This is a genomic window from Streptomyces pyxinicus, assembly GCF_024753135.1.
Taxonomy (GTDB): domain Bacteria; phylum Actinomycetota; class Actinomycetes; order Streptomycetales; family Streptomycetaceae; genus Streptomyces; species Streptomyces pyxinicus.
On the sequence record NZ_JANUGP010000041.1, the window covers coordinates 1 to 26,428 of the forward strand.

General features: G+C 73.3%; 22 protein-coding genes. 18 read left to right on the forward strand and 4 right to left on the reverse strand.

Features of this window, described 5'->3' with window-relative positions; all coding sequences use genetic code 11:
- The 5 genes from NX794_RS32755 to ispG all read left to right on the forward strand — a co-directional run.
- On the forward strand, positions 1 to 1,801 hold a 1,801-nt coding region (locus NX794_RS32755), incomplete at its 5' end, for a LuxR C-terminal-related transcriptional regulator (protein ID WP_258783306.1).
- Between the two features lie 158 nt (positions 1,802 to 1,959).
- On the forward strand, positions 1,960 to 3,894 hold the full coding sequence (locus NX794_RS32760; RefSeq protein WP_258783307.1) for an acyl-CoA dehydrogenase family protein: 1,935 nt from the start codon (positions 1,960 to 1,962) through the stop codon (positions 3,892 to 3,894).
- A gap of 262 nt (positions 3,895 to 4,156) precedes the next feature.
- Positions 4,157 to 5,428 (forward strand): 1-deoxy-D-xylulose-5-phosphate reductoisomerase, encoded by a 1,272-nt coding sequence (dxr, locus tag NX794_RS32765; RefSeq protein WP_258783308.1) that lies wholly within the window; start codon positions 4,157 to 4,159, stop codon positions 5,426 to 5,428.
- An 8-nt stretch (positions 5,429 to 5,436) separates the two neighbouring features.
- Positions 5,437 to 6,729, forward strand: coding sequence for a M50 family metallopeptidase (locus tag NX794_RS32770; RefSeq protein ID WP_258783345.1), 1,293 nt, complete (start codon positions 5,437 to 5,439; stop codon positions 6,727 to 6,729).
- 169 nt (positions 6,730 to 6,898) lie between these two features.
- Positions 6,899 to 8,056: a flavodoxin-dependent (E)-4-hydroxy-3-methylbut-2-enyl-diphosphate synthase gene (gene ispG / locus NX794_RS32775; RefSeq protein ID WP_258783309.1), complete on the forward strand. Its 1,158-nt coding sequence runs from the start codon at positions 6,899 to 6,901 to the stop codon at positions 8,054 to 8,056.
- Between the two features lie 24 nt (positions 8,057 to 8,080).
- Here ispG and NX794_RS32780 read toward each other — a convergent pair whose 3' ends face one another.
- Positions 8,081 to 8,518: an ATP-binding protein gene (locus NX794_RS32780; protein WP_309506055.1), complete on the reverse strand. Its 438-nt coding sequence runs from the start codon at positions 8,516 to 8,518 to the stop codon at positions 8,081 to 8,083.
- Between the two features lie 117 nt (positions 8,519 to 8,635).
- On the opposite strand from NX794_RS32780, the gene NX794_RS32785 reads away from it, so the two are divergent.
- The 5 genes from NX794_RS32785 (at position 8,636) to NX794_RS32805 (ending at position 12,969) form a co-directional block, all read left to right on the forward strand.
- Entirely contained in the window at positions 8,636 to 9,466 is an 831-nt protein-coding gene (locus NX794_RS32785) for a helix-turn-helix domain-containing protein (RefSeq protein ID WP_258783310.1), read from the forward strand.
- Positions 9,463 to 9,720 carry a DUF397 domain-containing protein gene (locus NX794_RS32790; protein WP_258783311.1) on the forward strand — a complete coding sequence of 86 codons (258 nt, stop codon included), beginning with the start codon at positions 9,463 to 9,465 and terminating at the stop codon, positions 9,718 to 9,720. Before NX794_RS32785 ends, NX794_RS32790 begins: the two co-directional genes overlap by 4 nt.
- A 69-nt stretch (positions 9,721 to 9,789) precedes the next feature.
- The gene (locus NX794_RS32795) at positions 9,790 to 10,638 is read left to right on the forward strand and encodes a GNAT family N-acetyltransferase (RefSeq protein ID WP_258783312.1); all 849 of its coding nucleotides are present in this window, start codon (positions 9,790 to 9,792) and stop codon (positions 10,636 to 10,638) included.
- A 20-nt stretch (positions 10,639 to 10,658) separates the two neighbouring features.
- A complete protein-coding gene (locus NX794_RS32800; RefSeq protein WP_258783313.1) occupies positions 10,659 to 11,192 on the forward strand; it encodes a GNAT family N-acetyltransferase in 534 nt (177 codons plus the stop codon).
- Positions 11,193 to 11,265: 73 nt separating this feature from the next.
- Complete coding sequence (locus NX794_RS32805) at positions 11,266 to 12,969, forward strand: proline--tRNA ligase (RefSeq protein ID WP_258783314.1); 1,704 nt, start codon at positions 11,266 to 11,268, stop codon at positions 12,967 to 12,969.
- A 358-nt stretch (positions 12,970 to 13,327) separates the two neighbouring features.
- Here NX794_RS32805 and NX794_RS32810 read toward each other — a convergent pair whose 3' ends face one another.
- The 3 genes from NX794_RS32810 to NX794_RS32820 are packed head-to-tail and all read right to left on the reverse strand — an operon-like array spanning position 13,328 to position 15,262.
- Positions 13,328 to 14,230 carry an aminoglycoside phosphotransferase family protein gene (locus tag NX794_RS32810; protein ID WP_258783315.1) on the reverse strand — a complete coding sequence of 301 codons (903 nt, stop codon included), beginning with the start codon at positions 14,228 to 14,230 and terminating at the stop codon, positions 13,328 to 13,330.
- A 58-nt stretch (positions 14,231 to 14,288) separates the two neighbouring features.
- The gene (locus NX794_RS32815) at positions 14,289 to 14,777 is read right to left on the reverse strand and encodes a ferritin-like domain-containing protein (protein WP_258783316.1); all 489 of its coding nucleotides are present in this window, start codon (positions 14,775 to 14,777) and stop codon (positions 14,289 to 14,291) included.
- Positions 14,774 to 15,262 (reverse strand): hypothetical protein, encoded by a 489-nt coding sequence (locus NX794_RS32820; protein ID WP_258783317.1) that lies wholly within the window; start codon positions 15,260 to 15,262, stop codon positions 14,774 to 14,776. The genes NX794_RS32815 and NX794_RS32820 overlap by 4 nt, the downstream gene beginning before the upstream one ends.
- Before the next feature lie 232 nt (positions 15,263 to 15,494).
- Between NX794_RS32820 and rimP the strand changes: the two genes are divergently transcribed.
- The 8 genes from rimP to NX794_RS32860 all read left to right on the forward strand — a co-directional run bounded on the left by rimP (position 15,495) and on the right by NX794_RS32860 (position 26,392).
- Positions 15,495 to 16,013 (forward strand): ribosome maturation factor RimP, encoded by a 519-nt coding sequence (gene rimP, locus NX794_RS32825; protein ID WP_258783318.1) that lies wholly within the window; start codon positions 15,495 to 15,497, stop codon positions 16,011 to 16,013.
- 2 nt (positions 16,014 to 16,015) lie between these two features.
- Positions 16,016 to 17,005: a transcription termination factor NusA gene (gene nusA / locus NX794_RS32830; protein ID WP_258783319.1), complete on the forward strand. Its 990-nt coding sequence runs from the start codon at positions 16,016 to 16,018 to the stop codon at positions 17,003 to 17,005.
- A gap of 113 nt (positions 17,006 to 17,118) precedes the next feature.
- A complete protein-coding gene (locus NX794_RS32835) occupies positions 17,119 to 17,415 on the forward strand; it encodes a YlxR family protein (protein WP_258783320.1) in 297 nt (98 codons plus the stop codon).
- 144 nt (positions 17,416 to 17,559) lie between these two features.
- A complete protein-coding gene (infB, locus tag NX794_RS32840; protein ID WP_258783321.1) occupies positions 17,560 to 20,631 on the forward strand; it encodes a translation initiation factor IF-2 in 3,072 nt (1,023 codons plus the stop codon).
- A gap of 195 nt (positions 20,632 to 20,826) precedes the next feature.
- Entirely contained in the window at positions 20,827 to 21,123 is a 297-nt protein-coding gene (locus tag NX794_RS32845) for a DUF503 domain-containing protein (protein WP_258783322.1), read from the forward strand.
- Between the two features lie 80 nt (positions 21,124 to 21,203).
- Positions 21,204 to 21,656: a 30S ribosome-binding factor RbfA gene (gene rbfA / locus NX794_RS32850; RefSeq protein WP_258783323.1), complete on the forward strand. Its 453-nt coding sequence runs from the start codon at positions 21,204 to 21,206 to the stop codon at positions 21,654 to 21,656.
- Positions 21,653 to 22,558, forward strand: coding sequence for a tRNA pseudouridine(55) synthase TruB (gene truB / locus NX794_RS32855; protein ID WP_258783324.1), 906 nt, complete (start codon positions 21,653 to 21,655; stop codon positions 22,556 to 22,558). Before rbfA ends, truB begins: the two co-directional genes overlap by 4 nt.
- Positions 22,559 to 22,873: 315 nt before the next feature.
- Positions 22,874 to 26,392, forward strand: coding sequence for a S1 family peptidase (locus tag NX794_RS32860; RefSeq protein ID WP_258783325.1), 3,519 nt, complete (start codon positions 22,874 to 22,876; stop codon positions 26,390 to 26,392).
- Positions 26,393 to 26,428 lie beyond the last annotated feature (36 nt).

Below are 26,428 nucleotides of genomic sequence, written 5' to 3' on the forward strand. Positions count from 1 at the left end.
TGGGCCCCTCCGGGGGTCCGGCGGCCCGGCCGACGCCTCCGACCGTCACCCGCAGCCGTACGCTGGGCCGGTCGACGCCCTGGATGGGCCCCTCCGGGGGTCCGGCGGCCCGGATGACGCCCCGGATCGGCACCCCCAGGCCTACGCGGGCCCGGGTGATGCCCCCGACCGTCACCCCCAGGCCTACGCGGACCCGGACAACGTCCCCGACCGTCACCCCCGGGCATACGCGGACCCGGACAACGTCCCCGACCGTCACCCCCAGCCGTACGCCGGCCCGGCCGCCGCCCCCGATCGACACCCCACCCCACCCGACACCCCCGAACACCACCTCCAGGCCTACGCCGTATGCGCCGCTGCCGAACGGCTCCTCTGCCGCTACGAGGAAGCCGAGGCCATCGCCCGCGCCGGGCGGGAGTTGCTGCCCCGGCCGCTGCCGTCGGTGCTGTCCGCCGCCGCCACCGACCTGGTCTTCGAGTACGGCCTGGTGCACGTGCTGCGCGGTACCCACGACCAGGTGCTGCCCCTGCTCCGGGAGGCCGCGCGGGCCCGCAGCGAGGCCGCCGCCCCGGTGTCGACGGCGCTGCGCGTCCTGATCGCCTTCTGCGACGTCTTCTCCGGGAACGTGTCCGGAGCCGCCCCCGAGGTGACCCGGTGCGCCCGGCTGGTCGACGCCCTGCCGGACCAGGTCGCCGGGCACACCCCGGACACCCTCGCCCTGCTGGGCTGCGCCGAGCTGTACCTGGAGCGCTTCACCGCCGCCCGCCGCCACCTCGGCCGGGGACTGCGCGCCGCCACCGGGGGCGCCCAGAAACACATCCGCGCCCACCAGTTGCTCGGACTCACCATGATCGACCAGTGGGCCGGCCGGCTGGACGAGTCGCAGCGCGCCGCCCGGGAGGCGGAGCAGCTGGCCCGGCTGGTCGGCGCGCCCGACGTGGTGACCCTCGCCACCGCCATGCGCGCCACCACCCTGGTCTGGGCCCGGGGCCGGCAGCACGCGGACCGCGCCGTCGCCCTCGCCGCGCGCGCGGTCGACACCGTCGCACTGGGCCGGGGCTGGTGGGCCACCTCCGCGATCAGCCTCCTCGCGCACGCCCAGCTCCTCGGCGGGGACGCCGCCGGCTGCCTGCGGACCCTGCTCGACGGCGGCGGCGGCGAGCGGCTGCCCCAGGTGCAGCCCACCTTCCGGCCGTCGCTGCTCGCCCTCATGGCCACGGCCACCCTCGCGGCGCGCGGCGACACGGACACCGCCCGCAGCCTCCTCGGCGAGGCGGAAACGGCGGCCGAACACCTGGGCCTGGCCTTGCAGCGGGCCTGTGTCCGCCGCGCCCGAGCCCAGCTCCACCTGGCACTCGGCGCACCCGGCACCGCACTCGCACTCTACGAAGAGGCCGCCGAGGGATTCCGAGGCGCCGGACTGCCGCTCCAGCAGGCGTGGACCCTGATCGCCGCCGCCCCCTCGGCCCGCGCGGTGCACGGCCCGGCCGCCGCCCTCGCCCTGCTGGAGAGCGCCGAGGCCCTGGCACGCCCGTCCGGCGCGGCCCTGGTCCGGGAACAGGCCCGCCGGGTACGTGCCGAACTGTCCGAGCGCACCGAGGTCCCGGACGCGCTACGGCTGCTCAGCGACCGGGAACGCGAGATCGCCGGACTCGCCGCCACCGGGCTGCGCTCCCGGCAGATCGCCGAGCGGCTCTTCCTCAGCCCGCGCACGGTCGACACCCACCTGGCCCGCGTCTACCGCAAACTGGGCGTCTCCTCGCGGCTCGCGCTGGCCCAGGTCCTCGACCGCGGCGCCTGAACACCGCCTGGCGCGGGCACGGTTGGGCCCGGCGGGCATTCGGCCGATCGGCCGCGCGAGGGGTGGTGTGATCGCCCCGATTCGGGTACGAGTGATCCCGTAGCACTGGTCGGCAACGAACGGTCCGCATTCATCCCTCAGCGGCGAGGTGAGCCTCCATGACCGCCACCACCCCACGCACCAACGTCACCGAGCGCGAGGCACGTCAGGTGGCGGAGGCCGCCCGGCAGCAGGACTGGCACAAGCCGAGCTTCGCCAAGGAGCTGTTCCTCGGCCGCTTCCGGCTCGACCTCATCCACCCGCACCCGCTGCCCGACCCGGAGTCCGTCCGGCGCGGCGAGGAGTTCCTGGACCGGCTGCGCGCGTTCTGCGAGACGAGCGTCGACTCCGCCCGCATCGAACGCGAGGCCCGCATCCCCGACGAGGTGGTGGCCGGGCTCAAGGAACTCGGCGCCCTCGGCATGAAGATCGACCCCAAGTACGGCGGCCTCGGCCTCACCCAGCTGTACTACAACAAGGCCCTCGCCCTGGTCGGCTCCGTCAGCCCGGCTGTCGGCGCGCTGCTCTCCGCCCACCAGTCGATCGGCGTACCGCAGCCGCTGAAGATGTTCGGGACCCAGGAGCAGAAGGACGCCTTCCTGCCGCGCTGCGCCCGCACCGACATCTCCGCCTTCCTGCTCACCGAGCCGGACGTCGGCTCCGACCCGGCGCGCCTGGCCACCACCGCCGTACCCGAGGGCGACGACTACGTGCTGGACGGGGTGAAGCTGTGGACCACCAACGGCGTCGTCGCCGACCTGCTGGTCGTCATGGCGCGGGTGCCCGAGGCCGAGGGGCACAAGGGCGGCATCACCGCGTTCGTGGTGGAGGCGGACTCGGAGGGCGTCACCGTCGAGCACCGCAACGCCTTCATGGGGCTGCGCGGCATCGAGAACGGCGTCACCCGCTTCCACCGGGTGCGGGTGCCGGCCGCGAACCGCATCGGCCCCGAGGGTGCCGGCCTGAAGATCGCGCTCACCACCCTCAACACCGGCCGGCTGTCCCTGCCCGCGATGTGCGCGGGAGCGGGCAAGTGGTGTCTGAAGATCGCCCGGGAATGGGCGGCCGAGCGTGAGCAGTGGGGCAAGCCGGTCGCGCTGCACGAGGCCGTCGGCTCCAAGATCAGCTTCATCGCGGCCACCACCTTCGCCCTGGAGGCCGTGCTCGACCTGTCCTCCCAGATGGCCGACGAGGACCGCAACGACATCCGCATCGAGGCCGCCCTCGCCAAGCTCTACGGCTCCGAGATGGCCTGGCTGATGGCCGACGAACTGGTCCAGATCCGCGGCGGCCGGGGCTACGAGACCGCCGAGTCGCTGCGGGCGCGCGGCGAGCGCGGTGTCCCGGCCGAGCAGATCCTGCGCGACCTGCGCATCAACCGCATCTTCGAGGGCTCGACGGAGATCATGCACCTGCTGATCGCCCGTGAGGCGGTCGACGCCCACCTCTCGGTCGCCGGCGACCTCATCGACCCCGACAAGTCCCTCGCCGACAAGGCGAAGGCGGGCGCGGGCGCCGGTGTCTTCTACGCCAGGTGGCTGCCGAAGCTGGTCGCGGGCCCGGGGCAACTGCCGACGTCGTACGGCGAGTTCAAGCAGGACGTCGACCTCTCGGGCCACCTCCGGTACGTCGAGCGCACCGCCCGCAAACTGGCCCGCTCCACCTTCTACGCCATGTCCCGCTGGCAGGGCCGGATGGAGACCAAGCAGGGCTTCCTCGGCCGGATCGTGGACATCGGCGCCGAGCTGTTCGCGATGAGCGCGGCCTGCGTGCGCGCCGAGCGGCTGCGCGGCGAGGGCGGTCACGGGCGCGAGGCCTACCAGCTCGCCGACGCCTTCTGCCGGCAGTCCCGCATCCGCGTCGAGGAACTCTTCGGCCGCCTGTGGACCAACACCGACGACGTGGACCACAAGGTGGTCAAGGGTGTCCTCGGCGGGGTCTACACCTGGCTGGAGGAGGGCATCCTCGACCCCTCCGGCGAGGGCGCCTGGATCGCCGACGCCACCCCCGGCCCGTCCACCCACGAGAACGCCCGCCGCCCCTTCGGCACCTGATACCCGTCCGGCGCCCGCCGCCCCTTCGGCGTCTGACACCCGTCCGGCGCCCGCCGCCCCTTCGGCGTCTGACACCCGTCCGGCGCCCGCCGCCCCTTCGGCGTCTGACACCCCGCCGGCGACCGACACCCCACCGGCGCCTGACACCCCACTCGCACATCACCCCATAGCTGGACAAACAACACAGAGCGTCCCCCCGCGCACCCACCCGCGTGGGGGACGCGCTGTCCTCGGCGCGGTCGCTTGCGGCAACAATGGGGGGATGACCGACAGTCCCGCCCGTCCGGCGCCCCTCGCCGATCCGCACCTCGTCCACGACCCCCTCGCCGGGGACGGCCCCAAGGACGTGGTGATCCTCGGCTCCACCGGATCCATCGGCACCCAGGCCATCGACCTCGTGCTGCGCAACCCCGACCGCTTCCGGGTCACCGCCCTGTCCGCGAACGGCGGCCGGGTGGCCCTCCTCGCCGAGCAGGCGCGCCGGCTGCGGGTGCGGACCGTGGCGGTCGCCCGCGAGGACGCCGTACCCGCGCTGCGCGAGGCGCTCGCCGCCGAGTACGGCACCGGGGAACCGCTGCCCGAGGTCCTCGCCGGACCGGACGCCGCCACCCGGCTCGCCGCCTCCGCCTGTCACACCGTGCTCAACGGCATCACCGGGTCCATCGGCCTCGCGCCCACCCTCGCCGCCCTGGAGGCCGGCCGCACCCTCGCGCTGGCCAACAAGGAGTCACTGATCGTCGGCGGTCCGCTGGTCAAGGCGCTCGCCAAGCCCGGCCAGATCATCCCGGTCGACTCCGAGCACGCGGCCCTCTTCCAGGCGCTGGCCGCCGGCACCCGCGCCGACGTGCGCAAGCTGGTCGTCACCGCGTCCGGCGGCCCCTTCCGCGGCCGGACCAAGGCCGACCTGGCGGACGTCACCGTGCGGGACGCCCTCGCCCACCCCACCTGGGCGATGGGCCCGGTGATCACGGTCAACTCCGCCACCCTGGTCAACAAGGGACTGGAGGTCATCGAGGCGCACCTGCTCTACGACATCTCCTTCGACCGCATTGAGGTGGTCGTGCACCCGCAGTCGTATGTCCACTCGATGGTCGAGTTCACCGACGGTTCCACGATCGCCCAGGCGACGCCCCCCGACATGCGCGGGCCCATCGCCATCGGTCTGGGCTGGCCCGAACGGGTTCCGGACGCGGCGCCCGCGTTCGACTGGAGCAAGGCCTCCACCTGGGAGTTCTTCCCGCTGGACACCGAGGCCTTCCCCTCGGTGGACCTCGCCCGGCACGTGGGGCGGCTCGCGGGGACGGCCCCGGCGGTGTTCAATGCGGCCAACGAGGAGTGCGTCGAGGCCTTCCTGGGCGGCGCACTGCCCTTCAACGGGATCATGGAGACCGTCACCCGGGTGGTCGAGGAACACGGCACCCCGGTCTCGGGAACTTCTCTCACGGTGTCGGACGTCCTCGAAGCGGAGACCTGGGCCAGAGCCCGGGCCCGCGAACTCACAGCCACGACGGCGACCGCGGAGGCGCGTGCATGACGACCCTGATGTTCATCCTCGGCATAGTGGTCTTCGCCGTCGGCCTGCTCGTCTCGATCGCCTGGCACGAGCTGGGGCACCTGTCCACGGCCAAGCTCTTCGGCATCCGCGTCCCGCAGTACATGGTCGGCTTCGGCCCGACCGTCTGGTCGCGCAAGAAGGGTGACACCGAGTACGGCATCAAGGCCATCCCGCTCGGCGGCTACATCCGCATGATCGGCATGTTCCCGCCCGACACCGAGGGCCGGGTCTCCGCCCGCTCCACCTCCCCGTGGCGCGGCATGATCGAGGACGCCCGCTCGGCGGCCTTCGAGGAACTCCAGCCCGGCGACGAGACGCGCATGTTCTACACGCGCAAGCCGTGGAAGCGCGTCATCGTCATGTTCGCGGGCCCGTTCATGAACCTGGTCCTCGCGATCGCCCTGTTCCTCACCGTGCTCATGGGCTTCGGCACCCAGCAGCAGACCACCACCGTCGCCTCCGTCTCGCCCTGCGTCATCAGCCAGAGCGAGAACCGCGACACCTGCGAGAAGTCCGACCCGGCCTCCCCGGCCCAGGCCGCCGGCATCCAGAAGCGGGACAAGATCGTCTCCTTCGCCGGAAAGCCCACCAAGGACTGGAACGCCCTCTCCGACCTGATCCGGGACAGCGCGGGCAAGAGCGTGCCGATCGTCGTCGAGCGCGACGGCAGGCAGCTCACCCTGCACGCGAAGATCGCCACCAACCTGGTCGCCAAGAAGGACTCCAGCGGCACCTACGTCCAGGGGGAGTACGTCAAGGCCGGCTTCCTCGGCTTCAGCTCCGCCACCGGCGTGGTCAAACTGGGCTTCGGCGACTCGGTGACCTGGATGACCGACCGGGTCGGTGACGCCGTCGACTCCCTCGCCGCCCTGCCCGGCAAGATCCCGGCCCTGTGGGACGCCGCCTTCGGCGACGGCCCGCGCGAGCCGGACTCCCCGATGGGCATCGTCGGCGCGGCCCGCATCACCGGCGACATCGCCACTCTCGACATCCCCGCCTCCCAGCAGGTGGCGATGTTCGTGATGCTGCTCGCCGGCTTCAACCTCTCGCTGTTCCTGTTCAACATGCTCCCGCTGCTCCCGCTCGACGGCGGCCACATCGCGGGCGCGCTGTGGGAGGCGCTGCGGCGGAACCTGGCCCGGGTGCTGCGCCGTCCGGACCCCGGTCCGTTCGACGTGGCGAAGCTGATGCCGGTGGCCTACGTGGTGGCCGGGATCTTCGTCTGCTTCACCGTCCTGGTACTGATCGCGGACGTCGTCAACCCGGTCAAAATCTCCTAGCCATCCGGCGTTCAGGGCGGCCCGGGACCCCGTGTCACGGGCCGCCTACGAACGGGTGTGTTTACCGGGTGTGATGTGCTGGGGCCGGGTCGGGTGCCGTAATCTCGGACCCTGGAGCCCGATGTTGACGGGATCCGGCCTTGATCCACGACTTGGGGTTGCACAGCAGATGACTGCGATTTCTCTCGGCATGCCGTCCGTTCCGACCAAGCTCGCCGAACGCCGCAAGAGCCGGCAGATCCAGGTCGGAAGCGTGGCCGTCGGCGGAGACGCGCCCGTCTCGGTCCAGTCGATGACCACGACCCGTACGTCCGACATCGGCGCCACCCTCCAGCAGATCGCGGAGCTGACCGCGTCCGGCTGCCAGATCGTCCGGGTGGCCTGCCCCACCCAGGACGACGCGGACGCCCTCGCCACCATCGCCCGCAAGTCCCAGATCCCGGTCATCGCCGACATCCACTTCCAGCCGAAGTACGTCTTCGCGGCCATCGAGGCCGGCTGTGCCGCCGTCCGCGTGAACCCGGGCAACATCAAGCAGTTCGACGACAAGGTCAAGGAGATCGCGCGCGCCGCCAAGGACCACGGCACGCCGATCCGCATCGGGGTCAACGCGGGCTCGCTGGACCGCCGCCTGCTCCAGAAGTACGGCAAGGCCACCCCGGAGGCGCTGGCCGAGTCGGCGCTGTGGGAGGCGTCCCTCTTCGAGGAGCACGACTTCCGCGACATCAAGATCTCCGTCAAGCACAACGACCCGGTCATCATGATCGAGGCCTACCGCCAGCTCGCCGCCCAGTGCGACTACCCGCTGCACCTCGGCGTCACCGAGGCGGGCCCCGCCTTCCAGGGCACCATCAAGTCCGCCGTCGCCTTCGGCGCCCTGCTCTCCCAGGGCATCGGCGACACCATCCGCGTCTCCCTGTCGGCCCCGCCCGCCGAGGAGGTCAAGGTCGGCATCCAGATCCTGGAGTCGCTGAACCTGCGCCAGCGCGGCCTGGAGATCGTCTCCTGCCCGTCCTGCGGCCGCGCCCAGGTCGACGTCTACAAGCTCGCCGAAGAGGTCACCGCCGGTCTGACCGGCATGGACGTCCCGCTCCGCGTCGCCGTCATGGGCTGCGTCGTCAACGGCCCCGGCGAGGCCCGCGAGGCCGACCTCGGCGTCGCCTCCGGCAACGGCAAGGGGCAGATCTTCGTCAAGGGCGAGGTCATCAAGACCGTCCCCGAGTCCAAGATCGTCGAGACCCTCATCGAAGAGGCCATGAAGCTGGCCGAGCAGATGCAGGACGAGGGCGTGGAGTCCGGCGAGCCGTCGGTCTCCGTCGCGGGCTGACCCGTACGGCATCGCCGAGTCCCGTCACCCCTCGGTGGCGGGACTCGGCCGTACCTCCGCCCAGACGGTCTTGCCGGGCTGCCTCGGCTCCACCCCCCACTTGTCCGCGAGCGCCTCCACCAGGATCAGCCCCCGGCCCGACTCCCCGCTCGGTGCCCGCCGCTCCGGCAGCCGCTCGGTCAGGGTGTCCGACACCTCCAGTCGGACGACGCCATCGCCCCCGGTGAGCCGCAGATGGAAGTCCCGCCCGGGTACCCGCCCGTGCCGTACGGCGTTGGCGGCGAACTCGGCGGCGATCAGCGTGGCGGCCTCGTTGACCCGCCCGTCGTACGGATGCCCCCACTCGTCCAGCCGCAACGAGACCAGCCGCCGGGCCAGCCGGGCGCCGCGCGGCGTGGAGGTGAAGCGCATCGCGAATTCGTGGGTGGAGATTTCTGATTTCACGCCGTTACGGTCCCGCACGCTCAGTAGCGTTGACCAGCGGCCGCACCAGGACCACCGAGCGTTGTACAAGGCTGGGGTGCCGCTGTACACGAGCGCGCCGTGACCAAGGGTGGCGCAAGGGCATTGGGGGTGTACATGAGCGAGAAAGTGCGGGAAGAGAAGGAAGCGCCGGACTCGGGCATTCCGCTCGTCTTCAGGCGGGTGTTGAAGCGGCTGCGCATCCAAGCGGGCATGGATCGGGCCGAGTTGGGCCGCCGTACGGGCTACTCGGCCGCCACCATCACGTCGTACGAGGTGGGCAGGCGCATCCCCAACGCGAAGTTCATCCGGGAGGCGGATGGCGCGCTGGACGCCGGTGGGGTGTTGATCGACTTCATCGATGACATGGAGAAGGCACAGTATCCTGCGTTCTTCCGGGATGCGGCGGCGCTGGAGAAGAAGGCGCTGGGGCTGCACGTCTTCGCCACGAAGGCCATTCCGGGACTCCTCCAGACAGAGGACTACGCGTTTGCTGTCTTCAGGATGTGGCGGCCACTGCTTGACGAGGAGACCGTCCATAAGAGTGTCGCGGCCCGCCTGGCCCGACAGGACATCTTCGCTCAAGCCCTCTTCCCGACCATCAGCTTCGTGATCGAGGAGCACCTGCTGCACCGGCCGTTGGGTGGACAGGCCGTGATGCGTGGGCAGTTGGAGCAAATCCTACTTCATGGACACCGCCGGAACGTCGAAATCCAGGTGATGCCGACGGCTCGCCAGGTGCACGCTTGCCTTGACGGCCCGTTCACCTTGATCGAGACGAAGGGAGGGCGCAGGATCGCCTATGTGGAGGCGCACAAGCACAGCCGTCTCCACACCGACCGTGAGATGGTCAGGGAACTGGAAGAGCAGTACGGAATCCTGCGCGCTCAGGCCCTGACACCGCACGATTCACTGGCCCTTGTAGAGAAGTTGCTGGGAGCGACATGAAGACCGACGAGCTGTCCCCGCTGGCATGGTTCAAGAGCAGCTACAGCACCGGCCAAGGCGGCGAGTGCCTCGAAGTCGCCCTCACCTGGCACAAGTCGAGCTACAGCACTGGCAGCGGCGGCGAGTGCGTCGAGATCGCCACCTGCCCCACCACCATCCACATCCGAGACTCCAAGCAGCACCCCACCACCGCCCCCACCCTCTCCGTGCCGACCACGGCGTGGTACGCGTTCCTGGGGCTTGTGCAGGCTTGAGGGGAGTACGGCGGCCCGCGCGGCTATAGTGCCAAGACCAGCGCAAACCCCAGGGTGAGGCCCCCGCACTTGTTGACTCAGACCACCTCACGGGTGCTCGATCCGAGCGACCTCGACGCCGCGCTCGCGGTCCTGGACCGCGAGCCGGTGACGAACGCCTTCGTGACCGCCCGTGTCCGGATCGCCGGGCTCGACCCCTGGCGGCTGGGCGGGGAGATGTGGGGCTGGTACGAGGACGGCATACTCACGTCCCTGTGCTACGCGGGCGCGAACCTGGTCCCGATCTGCGCCACCCCCAAGGCCGTACGCGGGTTCGCCGACCGCGCCCGCAGGGCCGGCCGCCGCTGCTCGTCCATCGTGGGCCCGGCGGAGGCCACCGGCCTGCTGTGGAAGCTGTTGGAACCACACTGGGGTCCGGCCCGCGAGGTCCGGGCGCACCAGCCGCTCATGGTCACCGACCGGATGCCGGAGGACATCGCTCCGGACCCGTACGTCCGTCGCGTCCGCAAGGACGAGATGGAGACGATCATGCCGGCGTGCGTGGCGATGTTCACCGAGGAGGTCGGGGTCTCCCCGCTGGCAGGCGACGGCGGCCTGCTGTACCAGGCGCGGGTGGCCGAACTGGTCGGTTCCGGCCGTTCCTTCGCCCGCGTGGACGAGGACGGCAAGGTCGTCTTCAAGGCGGAGATCGGCGCGGCCACGTCCCAGGCCTGCCAGATCCAGGGCGTGTGGGTGGCCCCGGAGTACCGGGGCCGGGGGATCGCCGCCCCGGGAATGGCCGCCGTGCTGCGCTACGCCCTCGCCGATGTCGCGCCCGTGGTGAGCCTGTACGTGAACGACTTCAACACCGCTGCCCGCAGGACGTACCGGCGCGTGGGCTTCCAGGAGGTCGGCGCCTTCATGAGTGTGCTCTTCTGACACCCCTGTACGCTCCCGGCATGGACCTCGTGATCGGTTCCCTGGACCTCGCAGCACACGTCGACGAGGCCTTGGCGGTGCAGGCCGTCGCCTTCGGACTGGGTCCGGAGGAAGTGGCGGTGCGCCGGCAGATCGTCCAGCGCCACATGCAGTTCTCGGGCGCCCGTGCCCTGGGGGCGACCACCTCGGACGGCCGCCTCGCCGGGTTCGTGTACGGCATGCCCAACAGCCGTACCCACTGGTGGTGCACCGTCGTGGAGCCGTACGTGCGCGCGGCGGGCCACGACGCCTGGCTGGACGACGCCTTCGTCATCACCGAGCTGCACGTCCACCCCGACCACCAGAACAAGGGCATCGGGCGGCGCCTGATCACGGCGATCACCGACTCGGCGACCGAGCCGCGCTCGATCCTCTCGGCGATCGACACGGACAGCCCCGCGCGCGGCCTCTACCACTCCCTCGGCTACATCGACCTGGCCCGCCAGGTGCACTTCCCGAGCGCGCCCCGCCCGTACGCCGTGATGGGCGCGCCGCTGCCGCTGCGCAGGCGATAACCGATTTCCGCCCGCGCGGCGGCCCCGGCTAACCTCCTATGCCATCACCCTTACCGGCAGGAGTACGAGAACCATGGCCAACGCACCGGTCCAGCGCATGTCCCAGTTGATGGCGAAGACGCTGCGCGACGACCCGGCGGACGCCGAGGTCCTCAGCCACAAGCTGCTCGTCCGCGCGGGCTACGTCCGCCGCACGGCGGCCGGCATCTGGAGCTGGCTGCCGCTGGGCAAGAAGGTGCTCGCCAACGTGGAGCGGATCGTCCGCGAGGAGATGGACGCCATCGGCGCCCAGGAGGTCTCGCTGCCCGCCCTGCTGCCCCGCGAGCCCTACGAGGCGACCGGCCGCTGGGACGAGTACGGCCAGGAGCTGTTCCGGCTCAAGGACCGCAAGGGCGGCGACTACCTCCTCGGCCCCACCCACGAGGAGATCTTCACCCTGCTGGTCAAGGACCAGTGCACGTCCTACAAGGACCTGCCGGTGATCCTGTACCAGATCCAGACGAAGTTCCGGGACGAGGCCCGCCCCCGGGCCGGCATCCTGCGCGGGCGCGAGTTCCTGATGAAGGACTCGTACTCCTTCGACACGGAGGACGAGGGCCTGGCGAAGTCCTACGCCCTGCACCGCGCGGCCTACCAGCGCGTCTTCGAGCGGCTCGGCCTCGACTACCGCATCTGCGCGGCCACCGCCGGAGCCATGGGCGGCTCCAAGTCCGAGGAGTTCCTCGCCCCGGCCGAGGCCGGTGAGGACACCTTCGCCGACTGCCCCAACTGCGACTTCGCGGCGAACACGGAGGCGGTCGCGTACGAGCTGAAGCCGGTCGACGGCTCGGCCGTGCCCGCGCTGGAGGAGATCCCCACCCCGGACACCCCCACCATCGAGACCCTGGCCGCCTCGCTCGGCGTCCCGGCCTCCGCCACGCTGAAGAACCTGCTGGTCAAGGTGGACGGCGAGATCGTCGCCGTGGGCGTGCCCGGCGACCGCGAGGTGGACCTCGGCAAGGTGGAGGCGCACTTCGCGCCGGCCGCCGTCGAGCTGGTCACCGAGGCCGACTTCGCCGGCCGCCCCGACCTGGTGCGCGGCTACGTCGGGCCGCAGGGCCTGGGCGAGAAGGTGACGTACCTCGCCGACCCCCGCGTGGCCCCCGGCACGGCCTGGATCACCGGCGCCAACAAGGCGCACACGCACGCGAAGAACGTCGTCGCCGGGCGTGACTTCGAGGTCGACGCGTACGTGGACGTGGTCGTGGTCCGGGACGGCGACCCCTGCCCCAAGTGCGGCACCGGTCTGAAGCTGGACCGCGCCATCGAGATCGGCCACATCTTCCAGCTCGGCCGCAAGTACGCCGACGCCCTCAAGCTCGACGTCCTCGGCCAGAACGGCAAGCCGGTCCGCGTCACCATGGGCTCCTACGGCATCGGTGTCTCCCGCGCCGTCGCCGCGCTCGCCGAGCAGAGCGCCGACGACAAGGGCCTGGTGTGGTCCAAGGAGGTCGCCCCGGCCGACGTGCACGTGGTCGCCGCCGGCAAGGCCCTCCAGACCGAGCTGGCCCTCGACGTCGCCGGGAAGCTGGCCGCCGCGGGCGTCCGCGTCCTGGTGGACGACCGGGCCGGTGTCTCCCCGGGCGTGAAGTTCACCGACGCGGAACTCATCGGAGTCCCCCAGATCCTGGTCGCCGGCCGCCGCTCGGCCGAGGGCATCCTCGAACTGAAGGACCGCAAGACCGGCGAGCGCGAGGAACTCTCGGTCGAGGACGCCCTCGCCCGCCTGACGGCGTAACCGCCACGCACCCGGCCGACGGCCCCCCCGGCTCGCCCCGGGGTCCGTCGGCCGCCGCATTTACCGCCGCCCCCGCTGCCTCGGCGGGAGAGACCCGGCTCGAACCCGGACCCGGCTCCGCCACCTCGCCCGGCCCGAAGAGCCCGGCGGGCGCCGCTGCTCCGGCCGCGTCGCGTGCGCGGGCCCGGCCCGGCCCGGCCCGGGAGAGCCTGGCGGAACCCGCTGACGGGGTGGTGCCGCGCGGGCGCGGTCGGCGTCGAAGACCCCGGTGCCCCGGCGGGGGCCGCTCATCCGGCTGGGCCGCCCCCGCGTGCCCCACCCGCGCCCGCCCGCCCGCGCGGGAAGCTTCCGCCAGGTCCTAGAGCCAGCCCGCGTACTCCAGCAACAGTTCGGCGTCCTTCGGGCGGTCCACGCGGAGGGCCCGTACGCCCGATTCCACCGCGCGGAACAGGGTCCAGCCGCGCAGGCGGTCCTGGTCGACCTCCAGGGACTCGGCGAGGCGCTTGATGCGGCGGCGGGTGGTCGCGGCCCCGGACGGGACGGCGATCAGGTCCTCCACCCGGTCGCGGACCAGCCGGGCCAGGTCGAACGCCGACTCCCCGACCACCGGGTCCGGCCCGACCGCGAGCCACGGCACCCGCTCCCCGCCGAGTACCTTGCTCTGCCGGAACGTGCCGTGCAGCAGCCGGTGGTCCGGCGGTGCCGTCAGCAGTTCCTCGCGGGCCGTGAGCGCGGCGTCGACCAGTGGTGCCGTCTCCGGGAACAGACCGGCGCCGGCCCGCATCGCCACCGCCTGCCGCCCGGTGCGCTCGGTCACCGTCTCGAAGGCATGGCCGGCCGGCGGCTCCACCCACAGCCTGCGCAGCGTGCCCGCCGCCTCCAGCAGCGCCTTCGCCTCCGGCAGGGACCGCACCGACACCTCCGGACGCAGCCGCTCCAGCAGCAGCACCCCGTCCTCGGCGTCCTCCTCGGGAAGCAGCTGCACGGCGCCCAGGCCGCCCCAGTGGGCCAGCGCGGCCCGCTCGCCGCCGGGCCGGGCCCGCGACGGGGCCAGCTTCAGCACGGCCGGGGTGCCGTCGGCCCGCCGCACCAGCAGCACCAGACTGCTGCGGCCCCCGGGCACCTGCACCCGTTCGACGGTCAACTCGCGCCGGGCGACGGCCCGTTCGGCCGCCTCGGGCAGCCGTGCCAGCCAGTCGTCCCCGGCCGGCGCGGTCTCACCGAGCGCCCTCACCAGGCGCGAAGGCGGTTCGAAAGCCATGCGCGAGTCGTTCCCTTCCTGTACGGACGTCCGGACGTACGGCCGGCCCGCCGGGTCCCTACCGGGACGCCGAGGCCGTCGGGGTCGTACCCGCGGCGCCCGTGTCCTCCTCGGTGGACCGCTCGGAGAGCCCAGGGAAGGCTACGCTCTCCCCGCTCCAGCGGGCCGCCCGCACCGCGGCCGCCCGCAGCGCCCCGGCCGCCGAACTCCGCCGCGTGCCCGTCGTGGCCCGCACCAGGTCCGCGTACGCCCCGGCCAGCCGCTCCTCCAGCCGGGCCGCCAGCCGCCCGGCCGCCGCCGAGTCCGCCACCGGGAACGGCAGCGCGTACGCGGCGCTCGCGGCGACCGGCTCACCGCCCATATCGCGCACCTCGCGCACCAGCGCGTCCCGGCCGGCCCGGTGCGCGTCGTACGCCGCCCGCGCCTGGGTGCGGCCCTTGCTGCCGATGAGGCCGCCGACGACGCCGTACCCGTACACCGCCGCGTGCTCCGCCGCCAGTGCCCCCTGCAACGCGCTCAGCTCCGCCTCGCTCGCCCGCCCGCTCACTTCGCCCCCTCCGCCAGCAGGTACGCGTGCGCCGCCCCGGCCGCCGCGACCGACGCCAGCGTCCGGGCCACCTCGGCCGGCGCCGTCACCAGGTCCTTGGCCCGCCGGTCGGCCAGCGCCCGCTCGGCCCCGGCCAGCCCGGCGACGGCGTCCTTCGCCACGGCCGGGACGGGGGAGGGGGACACGGGCGCCGGCGTCGCCGTACCGTCCGAGAACGCCTTCACGTGGGCCGCGACCTGCGCGCGCAGCGGGCGCAGCCGGTCCGCGAGGCCGGGGTGCGCCGCCAGCACGGCGTCGTAGTGGTCCAGCAGCCCCCGGCTGTCCCCGGCCGCGCGCGACCGGGCCGCGGCCACGGCCGAGGCACTGTCAGGGCCGGAGCCCGCGCCGGACGAGCAGCCCGTGAGCAGGGCGGCGCCGGCGGCCGAGACGAGTACGGATCTTCTGCGCGGCCCCGCGGGGACGCGCGACGGAGGAGGGTACGGCACGGCAGACGTCCTCGGGGAACTCGTACGGAGGGGAAGCCCGGAGGGAAGCTCCGGAGGGGAAGACGGGAGGCGGGCGGCCCGCCCGTGATCACCGTACCCGCGCACCCCGCGCACACCACCCACCGGCACCGCCCGCACCCGGGTGGACGGCAACACACCCCGCGACCGGATACCCTTTGACCTGACACGCGACCCATCCCACAACAGCACACGCGGCCGAGGAGTCACCCGGATGAGCACCACCCAGAGCGAGAGGCTGCGCGAGCTGCTGGAACCGCTCGTCACCGACCAGGGGCTGGATCTCGAAGAGATCGCCGTGGACTCGGTCGGACGCAAGCGGGTGCTGCGCGTGGTCGTCGACTCGGACTCCGGGGCGGACCTGGACGCGATCGCCGATGTGAGCCGCGCGCTCTCGGCGAAGCTCGACGAGACGAACGCGATGGGCGACGCGGCCTACGACCTGGAGGTCGGCACCCCCGGCGCGGAGCGCCTCCTCACCGAGCACCGGCACTTCGTGCGCGCCGCCGACCGGCTCGTGCGCTTCCAGCTCGCCGAGGACGGCGAAGTGGTCGCGCGCATCCTGGCGGTGGACACCGAGGGCCTCGACGTGGAGGTCCCCGGCGTGAAGGGCCGCAAGCCCACCACCCGCCGGATCGCCTTCCCGGAGATCGAGAAGGCGCGTGTGCAGGTCGAGTTCAACCGCAAGGACAAGGCGGACAAGCAGGACATGACGGAAGAAGAGGAGGCGTAGCCGTGGACATCGACATGAGCGCCCTGCGGGGCTTGGTCAGGGAGAAGGAGATCTCCTTCCCCCTGCTGGTCGAGGCGATCGAGTCGGCCCTCCTCATCGCCTACCACCGCACCGAGGGAAGCCGCCGGCACGCGCGCGTGGAGCTCAACCGGGAGACCGGTCATGTGACCGTGTGGGCGAAGGAGGACCCGGAGGACCTGGAGGAGGGGCAGGAGGCGCGCGAGTTCGACGACACCCCCTCGGGCTTCGGCCGGATCGCCGCCACCACCGCCAAGCAGGTGATCCTCCAGCGGCTGCGCGACGCCGAGGACGACGCCACCCTGGGCGAGTACGCCGGGCGGGAGGGCGACATCGTGACCGGCGTGGTCCAGCAGGGCCGCGACCCGAAGAACGTGCTGGTCGACATCGGCAAGCTGGAGGCCATCCTGCCGGTGCAGGAGCAGGTGCCCGGCGAGACCTACCAGCACGGCATGCGCCTGCGCAGCTACGTCGTCCGGGTCGCCAAGGGCGTCCGCGGCCCCTCCGTGACCCTCTCGCGCACGCACCCCAGCCTGGTGAAGAAGCTCTTCGCCCTGGAGGTGCCGGAGATCGCGGACGGCTCCGTGGAGATCGCGGCGATCGCCCGTGAGGCCGGTCACCGCACGAAGATCGCCGTCCGGTCCACCCGTTCGGGCCTGAACGCCAAGGGCGCCTGCATCGGCCCCATGGGCGGCCGGGTGCGCAACGTGATGGGCGAGCTGAACGGCGAGAAGATCGACATCGTCGACTGGTCGGACGACCCGGCGGAGATGGTGGCGAACGCCCTGTCACCCGCTCGGGTGAGCAAGGTGGAGGTCGTCGACCTCGCCGCCCGCTCCGCCCGGGTGACCGTGCCGGACTACCAGCTCTCGCTGGCGATCGGCAAGGAGGGGCAGAACGCCCGCCTCGCCGCCCGGCTGACCGGCTGGCGGATCGACATCCGGCCGGACACCGAGCAGGTCACCGAGCAGTAGCGGGAATAGATCCGAGCCGCAGGTCGGTTGGTTTACGACAACTGGTTTACGACAACAGCCGTTCGATCGTTACCCCGAACGGGTGGGGTCGCTACGGGGAGGTAGACTTAGACGTGTCTGGCCGGACGCACGCCGGAGCATGCCCCGAACGCACCTGTCTGGGGTGCCGGAAGCGGGCGGCCAAGAACGACCTCCTGCGGATCGTGGAGAGCGAGGGCGCGTGCGCCCCCGATCCTCGCGGTACGCTGCCCGGCCGGGGTGCCTATGTGCACCCCGTCCTGGTCTGTCTCGACCAGGCGGTACGCCGCCGGGCGTTCCCGCGGGCACTGCGCGTCCCGGGAGCGCTCGACACAAAGGCGTTGCGCCGATACGTGGAGCAGACGACAGTTGCCGAGCAGGCAACACCGTAAGACGCGCCGCGCGGAACCCCGTGCGGCCTGGTACCTCGCGAGTCGAAAGCAGGTCGAGATTGCGATGAGCACTCGATGAGTACGCGATGAGTACGCCCATGAACTAGCGACGGTCCGGCTTCACCCGGACCTCAAAGGAGCGAAGTGGCTAAGGTCCGGGTCTACGAACTCGCCAAGGAGTTCGGTGTCGAGAGCAAGGTCGTCATGGCCAAGCTCCAGGAACTCGGTGAATTCGTCCGTTCGGCGTCTTCGACCATCGAAGCGCCGGTTGTACGCAAGCTGACCGACGCCTTCCAGGGCGGTGGCAAGTCCGCCCCCCGCAAGGCTTCCCCCAAGCCCGCCGCGCCCTCCCCGGCGCAGGCGGCCCGTCCGGCCGCGCCGCGGCCGGCGGCTCCCAAGCCGCCGACGGCGCCCGCGGCCGAGCAGCCGGCCGCCCCGGCGGCCCCCGCGGCGTCCGCGCCGGCCCCCGGCCCGCGTCCGGTGCCGGGTCCCAAGCCCGCGCCGCGTCCGGCTCCGGCCGCCCCGGAGTTCACCGCTCCGCCGGCCGCCCCGGCCGCCCAGACCCCGCAGGCCCCGGCCGCGCAGGGTCCGGCCGCGCAGGGTCCGCGTCCCGGTGGTGCCCGTCCGGGCGCTCCCCGGCCCGGTGGCCGTCCGGCCGCCGGTCAGGGCCAGGGTCAGGGCCGTCCCGGCCAGGGTGCCCCGCGCCCCGGCGGCCAGGCCCCGCGTCCGGGCGCTCGTCCGGCCGGTCCCCGTCCGGGCAACAACCCCTTCACCTCCGGTGGCTCCACCGGCATGGCCCGCCCGCAGGCTCCGCGCCCGCAGGGCGGCGCGCGTCCCGGTGGCCCCGGTGCCCCCGGCGGCGGTCCCCGTCCGCAGGCGCCCGGCGCCCAGGGCGGCGGTCCGCGTCCGCAGGCTCCGGGCGGCAACCGTCCGTCGCCGGCCGGCATGCCCCGGCCGCAGGGCGGTCCGCGTCCGGGCCCGGCGGGTCCGCGTCCCAACCCCGGCATGATGCCGCAGCGTCCCGCTGCCGGCCCGCGTCCCGGTGGCGGTGGCCCCGGCGGCCGCGGTCCCGGTGCCGGCGGTCGTCCCGGTGGCGGCGGCGGTCGTCCGGGCGGCGGCGGCTTCGCCGGCCGTCCCGGCGGCGGTGGCGGCGGCGGCTTCGCCGGTCGTCCCGGCGGTCCCGGTGGCGGTGGCGGCGGCTTCGCCGGCCGTCCCGGTGGTCCCGGCGGTGGCGGCGGCGGTCGTCCCGGCTTCGGTGGCCGTCCCGGCGGTCCCGGTGGCCGTGGTGGCACGCAGGGCGCCTTCGGCCGTCCCGGCGGTCCCGCGCGCCGCGGTCGCAAGTCGAAGCGGCAGAGGCGCCAGGAGTACGAGGCCATGCAGGCCCCGAGCGTCGGCGGCGTGATGCTGCCGCGCGGCAACGGCGAGGCCATCCGTCTCTCCCGCGGCGCGTCGCTCACGGACTTCGCGGAGAAGATCAACGCCAACCCGGCGTCCCTCGTCGCGGTCATGATGAACCTCGGCGAGATGGTCACCGCCACGCAGTCCGTCTCCGACGAGACGCTGCAGCTCCTCGCCGGCGAGATGAACTACACGGTTCAGATCGTCAGCCCCGAGGAGGAGGACCGCGAGCTGCTGGAGTCCTTCGACATCGAGTTCGGCGAGGACGAGGGCTCCGACGAGGACCTGGTCGTCCGTCCGCCGGTCGTGACCGTCATGGGTCACGTCGACCACGGTAAGACCCGGCTCCTCGACGCCATCCGCAAGACGAACGTCATCGCGGGCGAGGCCGGCGGCATCACCCAGCACATCGGTGCCTACCAGGTCGCGACCGAGGTCAACGACGAAGAGCGCAAGATCACCTTCATCGACACCCCGGGTCACGAGGCGTTCACCGCCATGCGTGCCCGCGGTGCGAAGTCGACCGACATCGCGATCCTGGTCGTCGCGGCCAACGACGGCGTCATGCCGCAGACGGTCGAGGCGCTGAACCACGCGAAGGCGGCCGACGTGCCGATCGTCGTCGCGGTCAACAAGATCGACGTCGAGGGTGCCGACCCGACCAAGGTGCGCGGTCAGCTGACCGAGTACGGCCTGGTGGCCGAGGAGTACGGCGGCGACACCATGTTCGTCGACATCTCCGCCAAGCAGGGTCTGCACATCGACTCGCTGCTGGAGGCCGTGGTCCTCACGGCCGACGCCTCGCTCGACCTGCGGGCCAACCCGCACCAGGACGCGCAGGGCATCTCGATCGAGTCCCGTCTCGACCGCGGCCGCGGTGCCGTGGCGACGGTCCTCGTCCAGCGAGGCACGCTGCGGGTCGGCGACACGATGGTCGTGGGCGACGCCTACGGCCGCGTGCGCGCCATGCTCGACGACAACGGCAACAACGTCGCCGAGGCCGGCCCCTCGACGCCGGTCCAGGTCCTGGGCCTGACCAACGTCCCGGGTGCGGGTGACAACTTCCTGGTGGTCGACGAGGACCGTACGGCCCGTCAGATCGCCGAGAAGCGCGCCGCCCGCGAGCGCAACGCGGCCTTCGCCAAGCGCACGCGCCGCGTGTCCCTGGAGGACCTGGACAAGGTGCTCAAGGCCGGCGAGGTCCAGCAGCTGAACCTGATCATCAAGGGTGACGCTTCTGGTTCCGTCGAGGCCCTGGAGTCCTCCCTGCTCCAGCTGGACGTCGGCGAAGAGGTCGACATCCGCGTCCTGCACCGCGGCGTCGGTGCGGTCACGGAGTCCGACATCGACCTGGCGATGGGCTCCGACGCCATCGTGATCGGCTTCAACGTCCGCGCGGCCGGCCGCGCGGCGCAGATGGCCGAGCGCGAGGGTGTGGACGTCCGGTACTACTCGGTCATCTACCAGGCGATCGAGGAGATCGAGGCGGCCCTGAAGGGCATGCTGAAGCCGGAGTACGAGGAGGTCGAGCTCGGTACGGCGGAGATCCGCGAGGTCTTCAAGTCGTCCAAGCTGGGCAACATCGCCGGTGTCCTCATCCGCTCCGGCGAGGTCAAGCGCAACACCAAGGCGCGCCTCGTCCGCGACGGCAAGGTCATCGCCGAGAACCTCAACATCGAGGGTCTGCGTCGCTTCAAGGACGACGTCACCGAGATCCGCGAAGGCTACGAGGGTGGTATCAACCTCGGAAACTTCAACGACATCAAGGTCGACGACGTCATCGCGACGTACGAGATGCGGGAGAAGCCGCGGGTGTAACCACCCCGGTTCCTGAAACCGGCCGGCGGGATCTCGGTCCCGCCGGCCGGCTTGCCGTTCGCCGCACCGGTGCGGCGAACGGCGCCCCCGAAACCCTGTCGAGCCATCGGCGGGTACGGGGTACGGTTCTTGGTGACCCCCTCCACACGGACCCGGGGCCACCGATCCCGTACCGGCGGGTGAACCGGCACACACATGTACGTGGGGACTCTGTCCTTCGACCTCCTCCTCGGCGACGTCCACTCGCTGAAGGAGAAGCGCTCCGTCGTCCGCCCGATCGTCGCCGAGCTCCAGCGGAAGTACGCGGTGAGCGCGGCCGAGGTGGACCACATGAACCTCCACCGGCGGGCCGTCATCGGCCTCGCCCTGGTCTCCGGCGACGCGGGGCACCTCACCGACGTACTCGACCGGTGCGAACGCCTGGTCGCCGGGCGCCCGGAGGTGGAGCTGCTGTCGGTCCGCCGCCGCTTCCACGGCGAGGACGACGACTGAGGACCCGGGCAGGCCGGCGGACCCCCGCCGGCGAGCACATGACGAAACGCACGAAGCAGACAAGAACGGGAGCTGGACCAGTGGCCGACAACGCGCGGGCGAAAAGGCTGGCGGACCTCATCCGAGAGGTGGTGGCCCAGAAGCTGCAGCGCGGGATCAAGGACCCGCGGCTCGGCTCGCACGTCACCATCACGGACACCCGGGTGACGGGTGACCTGCGGGAGGCGACCGTCTTCTACACGGTCTACGGGGACGAGGAGGAGCGCACGGCCGCCGCCGCGGGCCTGGAGAGCGCCAAGGGCGTCCTGCGCTCCGAGGTCGGCCGCGCCGCGGGCGTGAAGTTCACCCCGACCCTGACCTTCGTCGCGGACGCCCTGCCGGACACCGCCAAGTCCATCGAGGACCTCCTCGACAAGGCCCGGCAGTCCGACGCGAAGGTCCGCGAGACCTCGGCGGGCGCCGACTACGCGGGCGGCGCGGACCCCTACCGCAAGCCCTCCGAGGACGAGACGGACGGCGACGCCGCGGAATGACCCAGAAGCACACCACGCCCGACGGCCTCGTCATCGTCGACAAGCCGTCGGGCTTCACTTCGCACGACGTGGTCGCCAAGATGCGCGGGATCGCCCGGACCCGCCGCGTCGGCCACGCCGGCACCCTCGACCCGATGGCCACCGGCGTCCTGGTCCTCGGCGTCGAGCGCGCGACCAAGCTCCTCGGTCACCTCGCGCTGACCGAGAAGGAGTACGTGGGCACCGTCCGGCTCGGCCAGAACACCGTCACCGACGACGCCGAGGGCGAGATCACCTCGTCCGCCGACGCCTCCAAGGTGACCCGGGAGGCCATCGACGCCGGCGTCGCCAAGCTGACCGGCGCCATCATGCAGGTGCCGTCCAAGGTCAGCGCCATCAAGATCGACGGCGTGCGGTCCTACAAGCGGGCCCGCGAGGGCGAGGACTTCGAGATCCCGGCCCGCCCGGTGACCGTCTCCTCCTTCGCCGTGTACGACGTCCGGGACGCCGTCGCCGAGGACGGCACCCCCGTGCTCGACCTGGTGGTCTCGGTGGTCTGCTCCTCCGGCACCTACATCCGCGCCCTCGCCCGCGACCTGGGCGCCGGCCTGGGCGTCGGCGGCCACCTCACCGCGCTGCGCCGGACGCGCGTCGGGCCGTACAAGCTCGACGCGGCCCGGACCCTGGACCAGCTCCAGCAGGAGCTGGCCGTGCTGCCGGTCGCCGAGGCCGCCGCGGCGGCGTTCCCGCGCTGGGACGTCGACGGCAGGCGGGCCCGGCTGCTGCTCAACGGCGTCCGGCTGGAGATGCCCGAGGCGTACGCGGGCTCCGGTCCCGTCGCCGTGTTCGACCCCGAGGGCCGCTTCCTCGCGCTGGTCGAGGAACAGAAGGGCAAGGCGAAGAGCCTCGCGGTCTTCGGCTGAGCGCTTCGGCTGAGCGCTTCGGTCGAGCGCTTCGGTCGAGGCTTCGGCTGAGCGGACGCCCCGTGGAGCGGCGGCGGCCCACGGGGTGAACCCCTGCCGCCGCTCCACGTCCCCCTTCGGTTCCCCCACCCCTAGGCTTGTCCAGCCGCCCCCGCCTATTCACCCGTCCGGACGGGCGCTCGGAGTGAACCGGGGGAGCGGAAGGGGGCGCGTTCACCGGGCGCCCTGTCCCGCCGATCTTCACCCGCCTACCGTCGAGGCCAGGGCACGCGGCGAGAGCGGGCGAGGATCGGTCGAGGGCGGGGAGGTACGGCCATGGCGGAACGGGGCCCGCGCCCGGACGGCGAGCGCCGAGCGGCGCCGGACGCGCCAGTCTCGGGCGGGCGTGCGGGCACCCGGCAGACGCCGCTCCCGGCGCCGCGACCGCTCGCCCCCGACACCGTGCTCGTCCGCGTCCACGACCTCGCCGGCCGCCCCCGTGGCACCGGCTTCCTCGCCGACCACGACGGCACCCTGCTCACCAGCCACGAGGCGGTCGACGGCCTGTCCCGCCTGGTGCTGCGCACCCCGGGCGGCCGTACCCAGGTGGTCGGCGCCGACGCCGTCACGCCGCTGCCCCACCTCGACCTCGCCCTGGTCAAGACCGAGGGGCTGGACGTCGAGCCGCTGCCGCTGACCGTCCGGGAGCGGATCGACGCCGGCACCTATGTGCGGGTCCCCGCGGGCGGCTGGCGCGAGGCCCGGGTGCTGGCCGCGACCCGGGTGACGTACACCGCCACCGACCGCTGCCACGACCTCGGCGATGCCCTGGAGCTGGCCATCGGCACCACCGGCCGGGACGCGCTGCGGACCGGCGGCGGGGCGGCCGGGGGACCGGTGCTCGACGCCCGCACCGGCGCGGTCTGCGGCATCCTCGGCACGGCCCTGCGCAGCGCCCGGCGGGACGCCGGCTTCGCGGTGCCGCTGCGGCCCGCCGAGGGTCCCCTCGCCGAGCTGCTGGCCCGCAACGCCGCCACCGTCCCGGCGTACGGCGCCGACCTCAACACCGCGGGCGTTCTCCAGCTCACGGCCACCTCGGTCGCCCAGGACGGACCGCACGGGGGCCGCACGGACACCGTCGAGCCGGTCGAACGGGACGAGGTGGCAAGGGAGTTCACCGCGTTCCGTGAGGGTGAGGCGGCCGTCCTCGGTCTGGTCGGCGCCCCGGGCAGCGGCCGTACGACGGAACTCGCGGCGCTCGCCGCCCGCCGGAGCCGGGGACCGGAGCCCGCCCCCACGCTGTGGCTGCGCGGCGCCGACCTGCACGCCACCGACGACTGCGTGGCCGACGCGGCCCGCCGCACCCTGGAGCGCGCCGCGCGGATCGTCGCCGACTCCCGCGCGGTCCACCCCGACGCCCTCGGCGACCTCGGCCCGGAACGCCTCGCCCGGCACTGCGCCCGCACCGGCCGCCCCCTGCTGCTCCTCCTCGACGGCCCCGAGGAGATGCCCCCGGTCCTCGCCCACCGGCTGCCCGAGTGGACGAGCGCGACCGCCGCCTGGCTGGCGGAGACCGGCGCCCGCCTGGTCGTGGCCTGCCGCGAGGAGTACTGGGAGCGCGCCGCCCCCGGCACCTCTTCCGTGGGCTCGCCGCCCCGCGTCCACCTCGGGGACCTCACCCCCGACGAGGCCCGCCTCGCCCGCGCCCGGCACGGCCTCCCCGAGGGCGTCCTCGGCTACCGGGACGCCCGGCACCCGCTCACCCTGCGCCTGGCCGCCGAGCTGCACGCCGCCGTCCCGGACGCCCTGACCGGCGCGAACGCCGGCCGGCATGACGTCCTCGCCGCCCACCTCGACCTGATGTGCCTGCGCGTCGCGGTCCGGCTGGCCGCCGAGAACGGGCTGCGCGGCACCGCCGTACGACGGCTCGCGGCGCGGGTCGCCGGCCAGGTGCACGAGGCCGCCCGGCGCAGCCTCGGCCCCGGACAGGGCGAGCTGGACCGGGCGTCCTTCGAGGCGCTGTTCCCCTGGGGCCCGGCCCCGGACCGGCTCGGCGGCGGCACCGGCTGGGCCTCCGCCGTCCTCACCGAAGGCCTCCTGGTCCCGGCCGGCACCGGCTACCGCTTCGCCCACGAGGAGGCCGCCGACTGGATCCAGGGCACCCACCTCGACCTGGACGAGGCCCTGCGTGCCCTGCTGCGCCGCCCCCGCGGCACCGGCCCTGACCACCCCGTCCCCGTACCGCACCACCGCGTCGGCCCGGTCGTCCAGGCCCTGCTGCTCCTCGCCCGCCGGCACGGCCCCCGCCAACTCTCCCTCCGCCTGCGGGAGTTCACCGAGGCCCTGGATGCCGACCCCGGCTCCTGGTGGGCCGCCCGGCTGCTCACCCGCACCCTGCTCCAGGTGCCGGACGCCACGCCGTACACCGAGGTACTGCGCCCGCTCGCCGACCGGATCGTCACCTGGCGGCGCGAACAGCGGCCCGTACCGCCCGAGTTGGGGCCGGGCTTCTGGACCGCCGTGCCCGTCGCCGAGCCCGAGCGGCTCGACCTGCTGCGCCGGCTCGTCCTCGCGGACCCGGCGCCCGGCGCCCCTGGCGAGCGGTACCTGGACGCCGTCGCCCGCCTGCTCGCCGCCCGCCCCGAAGCCGTCCAGCCGGAACTGACGCACTGGTTCGAGGACGAACGGCCGCTGCCCGCGACCCCGCACGCCACCGTGGCCACCGCCGCCCAGGCTCTGCTGCACACCCACCGGCGGGCCGCCCTGGACGAGCTGACCGAGCTGCTGGTGGTGAGCGCCCACCGGCGCGCCGACGAACTGCTCACCACCCTCGCCGAGGACGAGCCGGCCGCCCTGTGCCGGGCCGTGGACCGCTGGGCGTACGACGAACGCCCCGCCCGCCGGGCCGCGGCGATCACCTTCGCGCTGCGCACCGCCCCGCACACCCGTGCGGCGGCCGACCGCGACCTGCTGCGGCACGCCGCGCTCACCCTGCTCGCCCGCCCCGCCGACGGCACCCTGCACGGCGGCGCCCTCGCCCTGCTGGTCCTCGACCCGGGCACCCGCGACCGGCACCTCGCGGCGGCCCTCGGCCACTTCACCGACGGCGACCCGCGGCTGCCCCCGAGCGCCCTCGTCCCGCCCCTGACCACCCACCCCGAACCGGTCCTGGACGCGTTCCGCACCCGGCTCGCCGGACCGGACGCGGGGGAGACCCCGTGCACCCTCGCCGACGCCACCGCCCCGGACCTGGCCCGCCGTCTCGCCGCGCTGGTCAGTGAGACGGTGCGGCTGCGCCCGGACACCGCCGGGCGGCTCGCCGCCTACGTCGACCGCGGCCTCGAACAGGGCCCCACCGCCCGCACCGCGCTGCTGCCGCTGGTCACGGGCCTGCTCGACGGCGGTCCCGAACCGGTCCGGGCCGCCCTCGCCACCGTCCTCACCGCCACCGGCACCCCCGCTTCCCGCCCGCTGCGCCGCGAACTGCTGGAGTTCCTGTTCACGCACGAGCGCGAGCCGTCCGTCCTGGACGCGGTCCTGCACGCGGCGGCCGAGCACGGGCACCGCGCCGAGCACGGGCACCGCGCTGAGGACGGGCAGTGCGGCGAGGACGGCCAGTGCGGCGAGCCCGAGACCCGAGGGCTCGTCCACCGCACCGGCCTGCTCCTCGTCCGCACCCCCGAGGGCGCCACCCGCTTCGACCGGGGCCTGGTCGATCTCGGCCGGCACGTGCCCGGCTTCGCCGCCCTGGTCTCCCGCTGGCTGACCGACACCCCGGACGACTGGGCCGCCGTGGTCGGCCCCGGCACCCGCCGCACCCTGGAGCACCTGGCGGGCGTCGGCGTACCGGCCTGACCGGCCGGGACGGCGGTCACCGTCGACGTGCGCCCC

What these genes read in the sequence shown, in the direction of transcription:
- NX794_RS32760 (WP_258783307.1), top strand. Translation starts at nt 1,960, where the DNA reads ATGACCGCCACCACCCCACGCACCAACGTCACCGAGCGCGAGGCACGT.
- dxr (WP_258783308.1), top strand. Translation starts at nt 4,157, where the DNA reads ATGACCGACAGTCCCGCCCGTCCGGCGCCCCTCGCCGATCCGCACCTC.
- NX794_RS32770 (WP_258783345.1), top strand. Translation starts at nt 5,437, where the DNA reads ATGTTCATCCTCGGCATAGTGGTCTTCGCCGTCGGCCTGCTCGTCTCG.
- ispG (WP_258783309.1), top strand. Translation starts at nt 6,899, where the DNA reads ATGACTGCGATTTCTCTCGGCATGCCGTCCGTTCCGACCAAGCTCGCC.
- NX794_RS32785 (WP_258783310.1), top strand. Translation starts at nt 8,636, where the DNA reads ATGAGCGAGAAAGTGCGGGAAGAGAAGGAAGCGCCGGACTCGGGCATT.
- NX794_RS32790 (WP_258783311.1), top strand. Translation starts at nt 9,463, where the DNA reads ATGAAGACCGACGAGCTGTCCCCGCTGGCATGGTTCAAGAGCAGCTAC.
- NX794_RS32800 (WP_258783313.1), top strand. Translation starts at nt 10,659, where the DNA reads ATGGACCTCGTGATCGGTTCCCTGGACCTCGCAGCACACGTCGACGAG.
- NX794_RS32805 (WP_258783314.1), top strand. Translation starts at nt 11,266, where the DNA reads ATGGCCAACGCACCGGTCCAGCGCATGTCCCAGTTGATGGCGAAGACG.
- NX794_RS32810 (WP_258783315.1), bottom strand. Translation starts at nt 14,230, where the DNA reads ATGGCTTTCGAACCGCCTTCGCGCCTGGTGAGGGCGCTCGGTGAGACC.
- rimP (WP_258783318.1), top strand. Translation starts at nt 15,495, where the DNA reads ATGAGCACCACCCAGAGCGAGAGGCTGCGCGAGCTGCTGGAACCGCTC.
- NX794_RS32845 (WP_258783322.1), top strand. Translation starts at nt 20,827, where the DNA reads ATGTACGTGGGGACTCTGTCCTTCGACCTCCTCCTCGGCGACGTCCAC.
- truB (WP_258783324.1), top strand. Translation starts at nt 21,653, where the DNA reads ATGACCCAGAAGCACACCACGCCCGACGGCCTCGTCATCGTCGACAAG.
- NX794_RS32860 (WP_258783325.1), top strand. Translation starts at nt 22,874, where the DNA reads ATGGCGGAACGGGGCCCGCGCCCGGACGGCGAGCGCCGAGCGGCGCCG.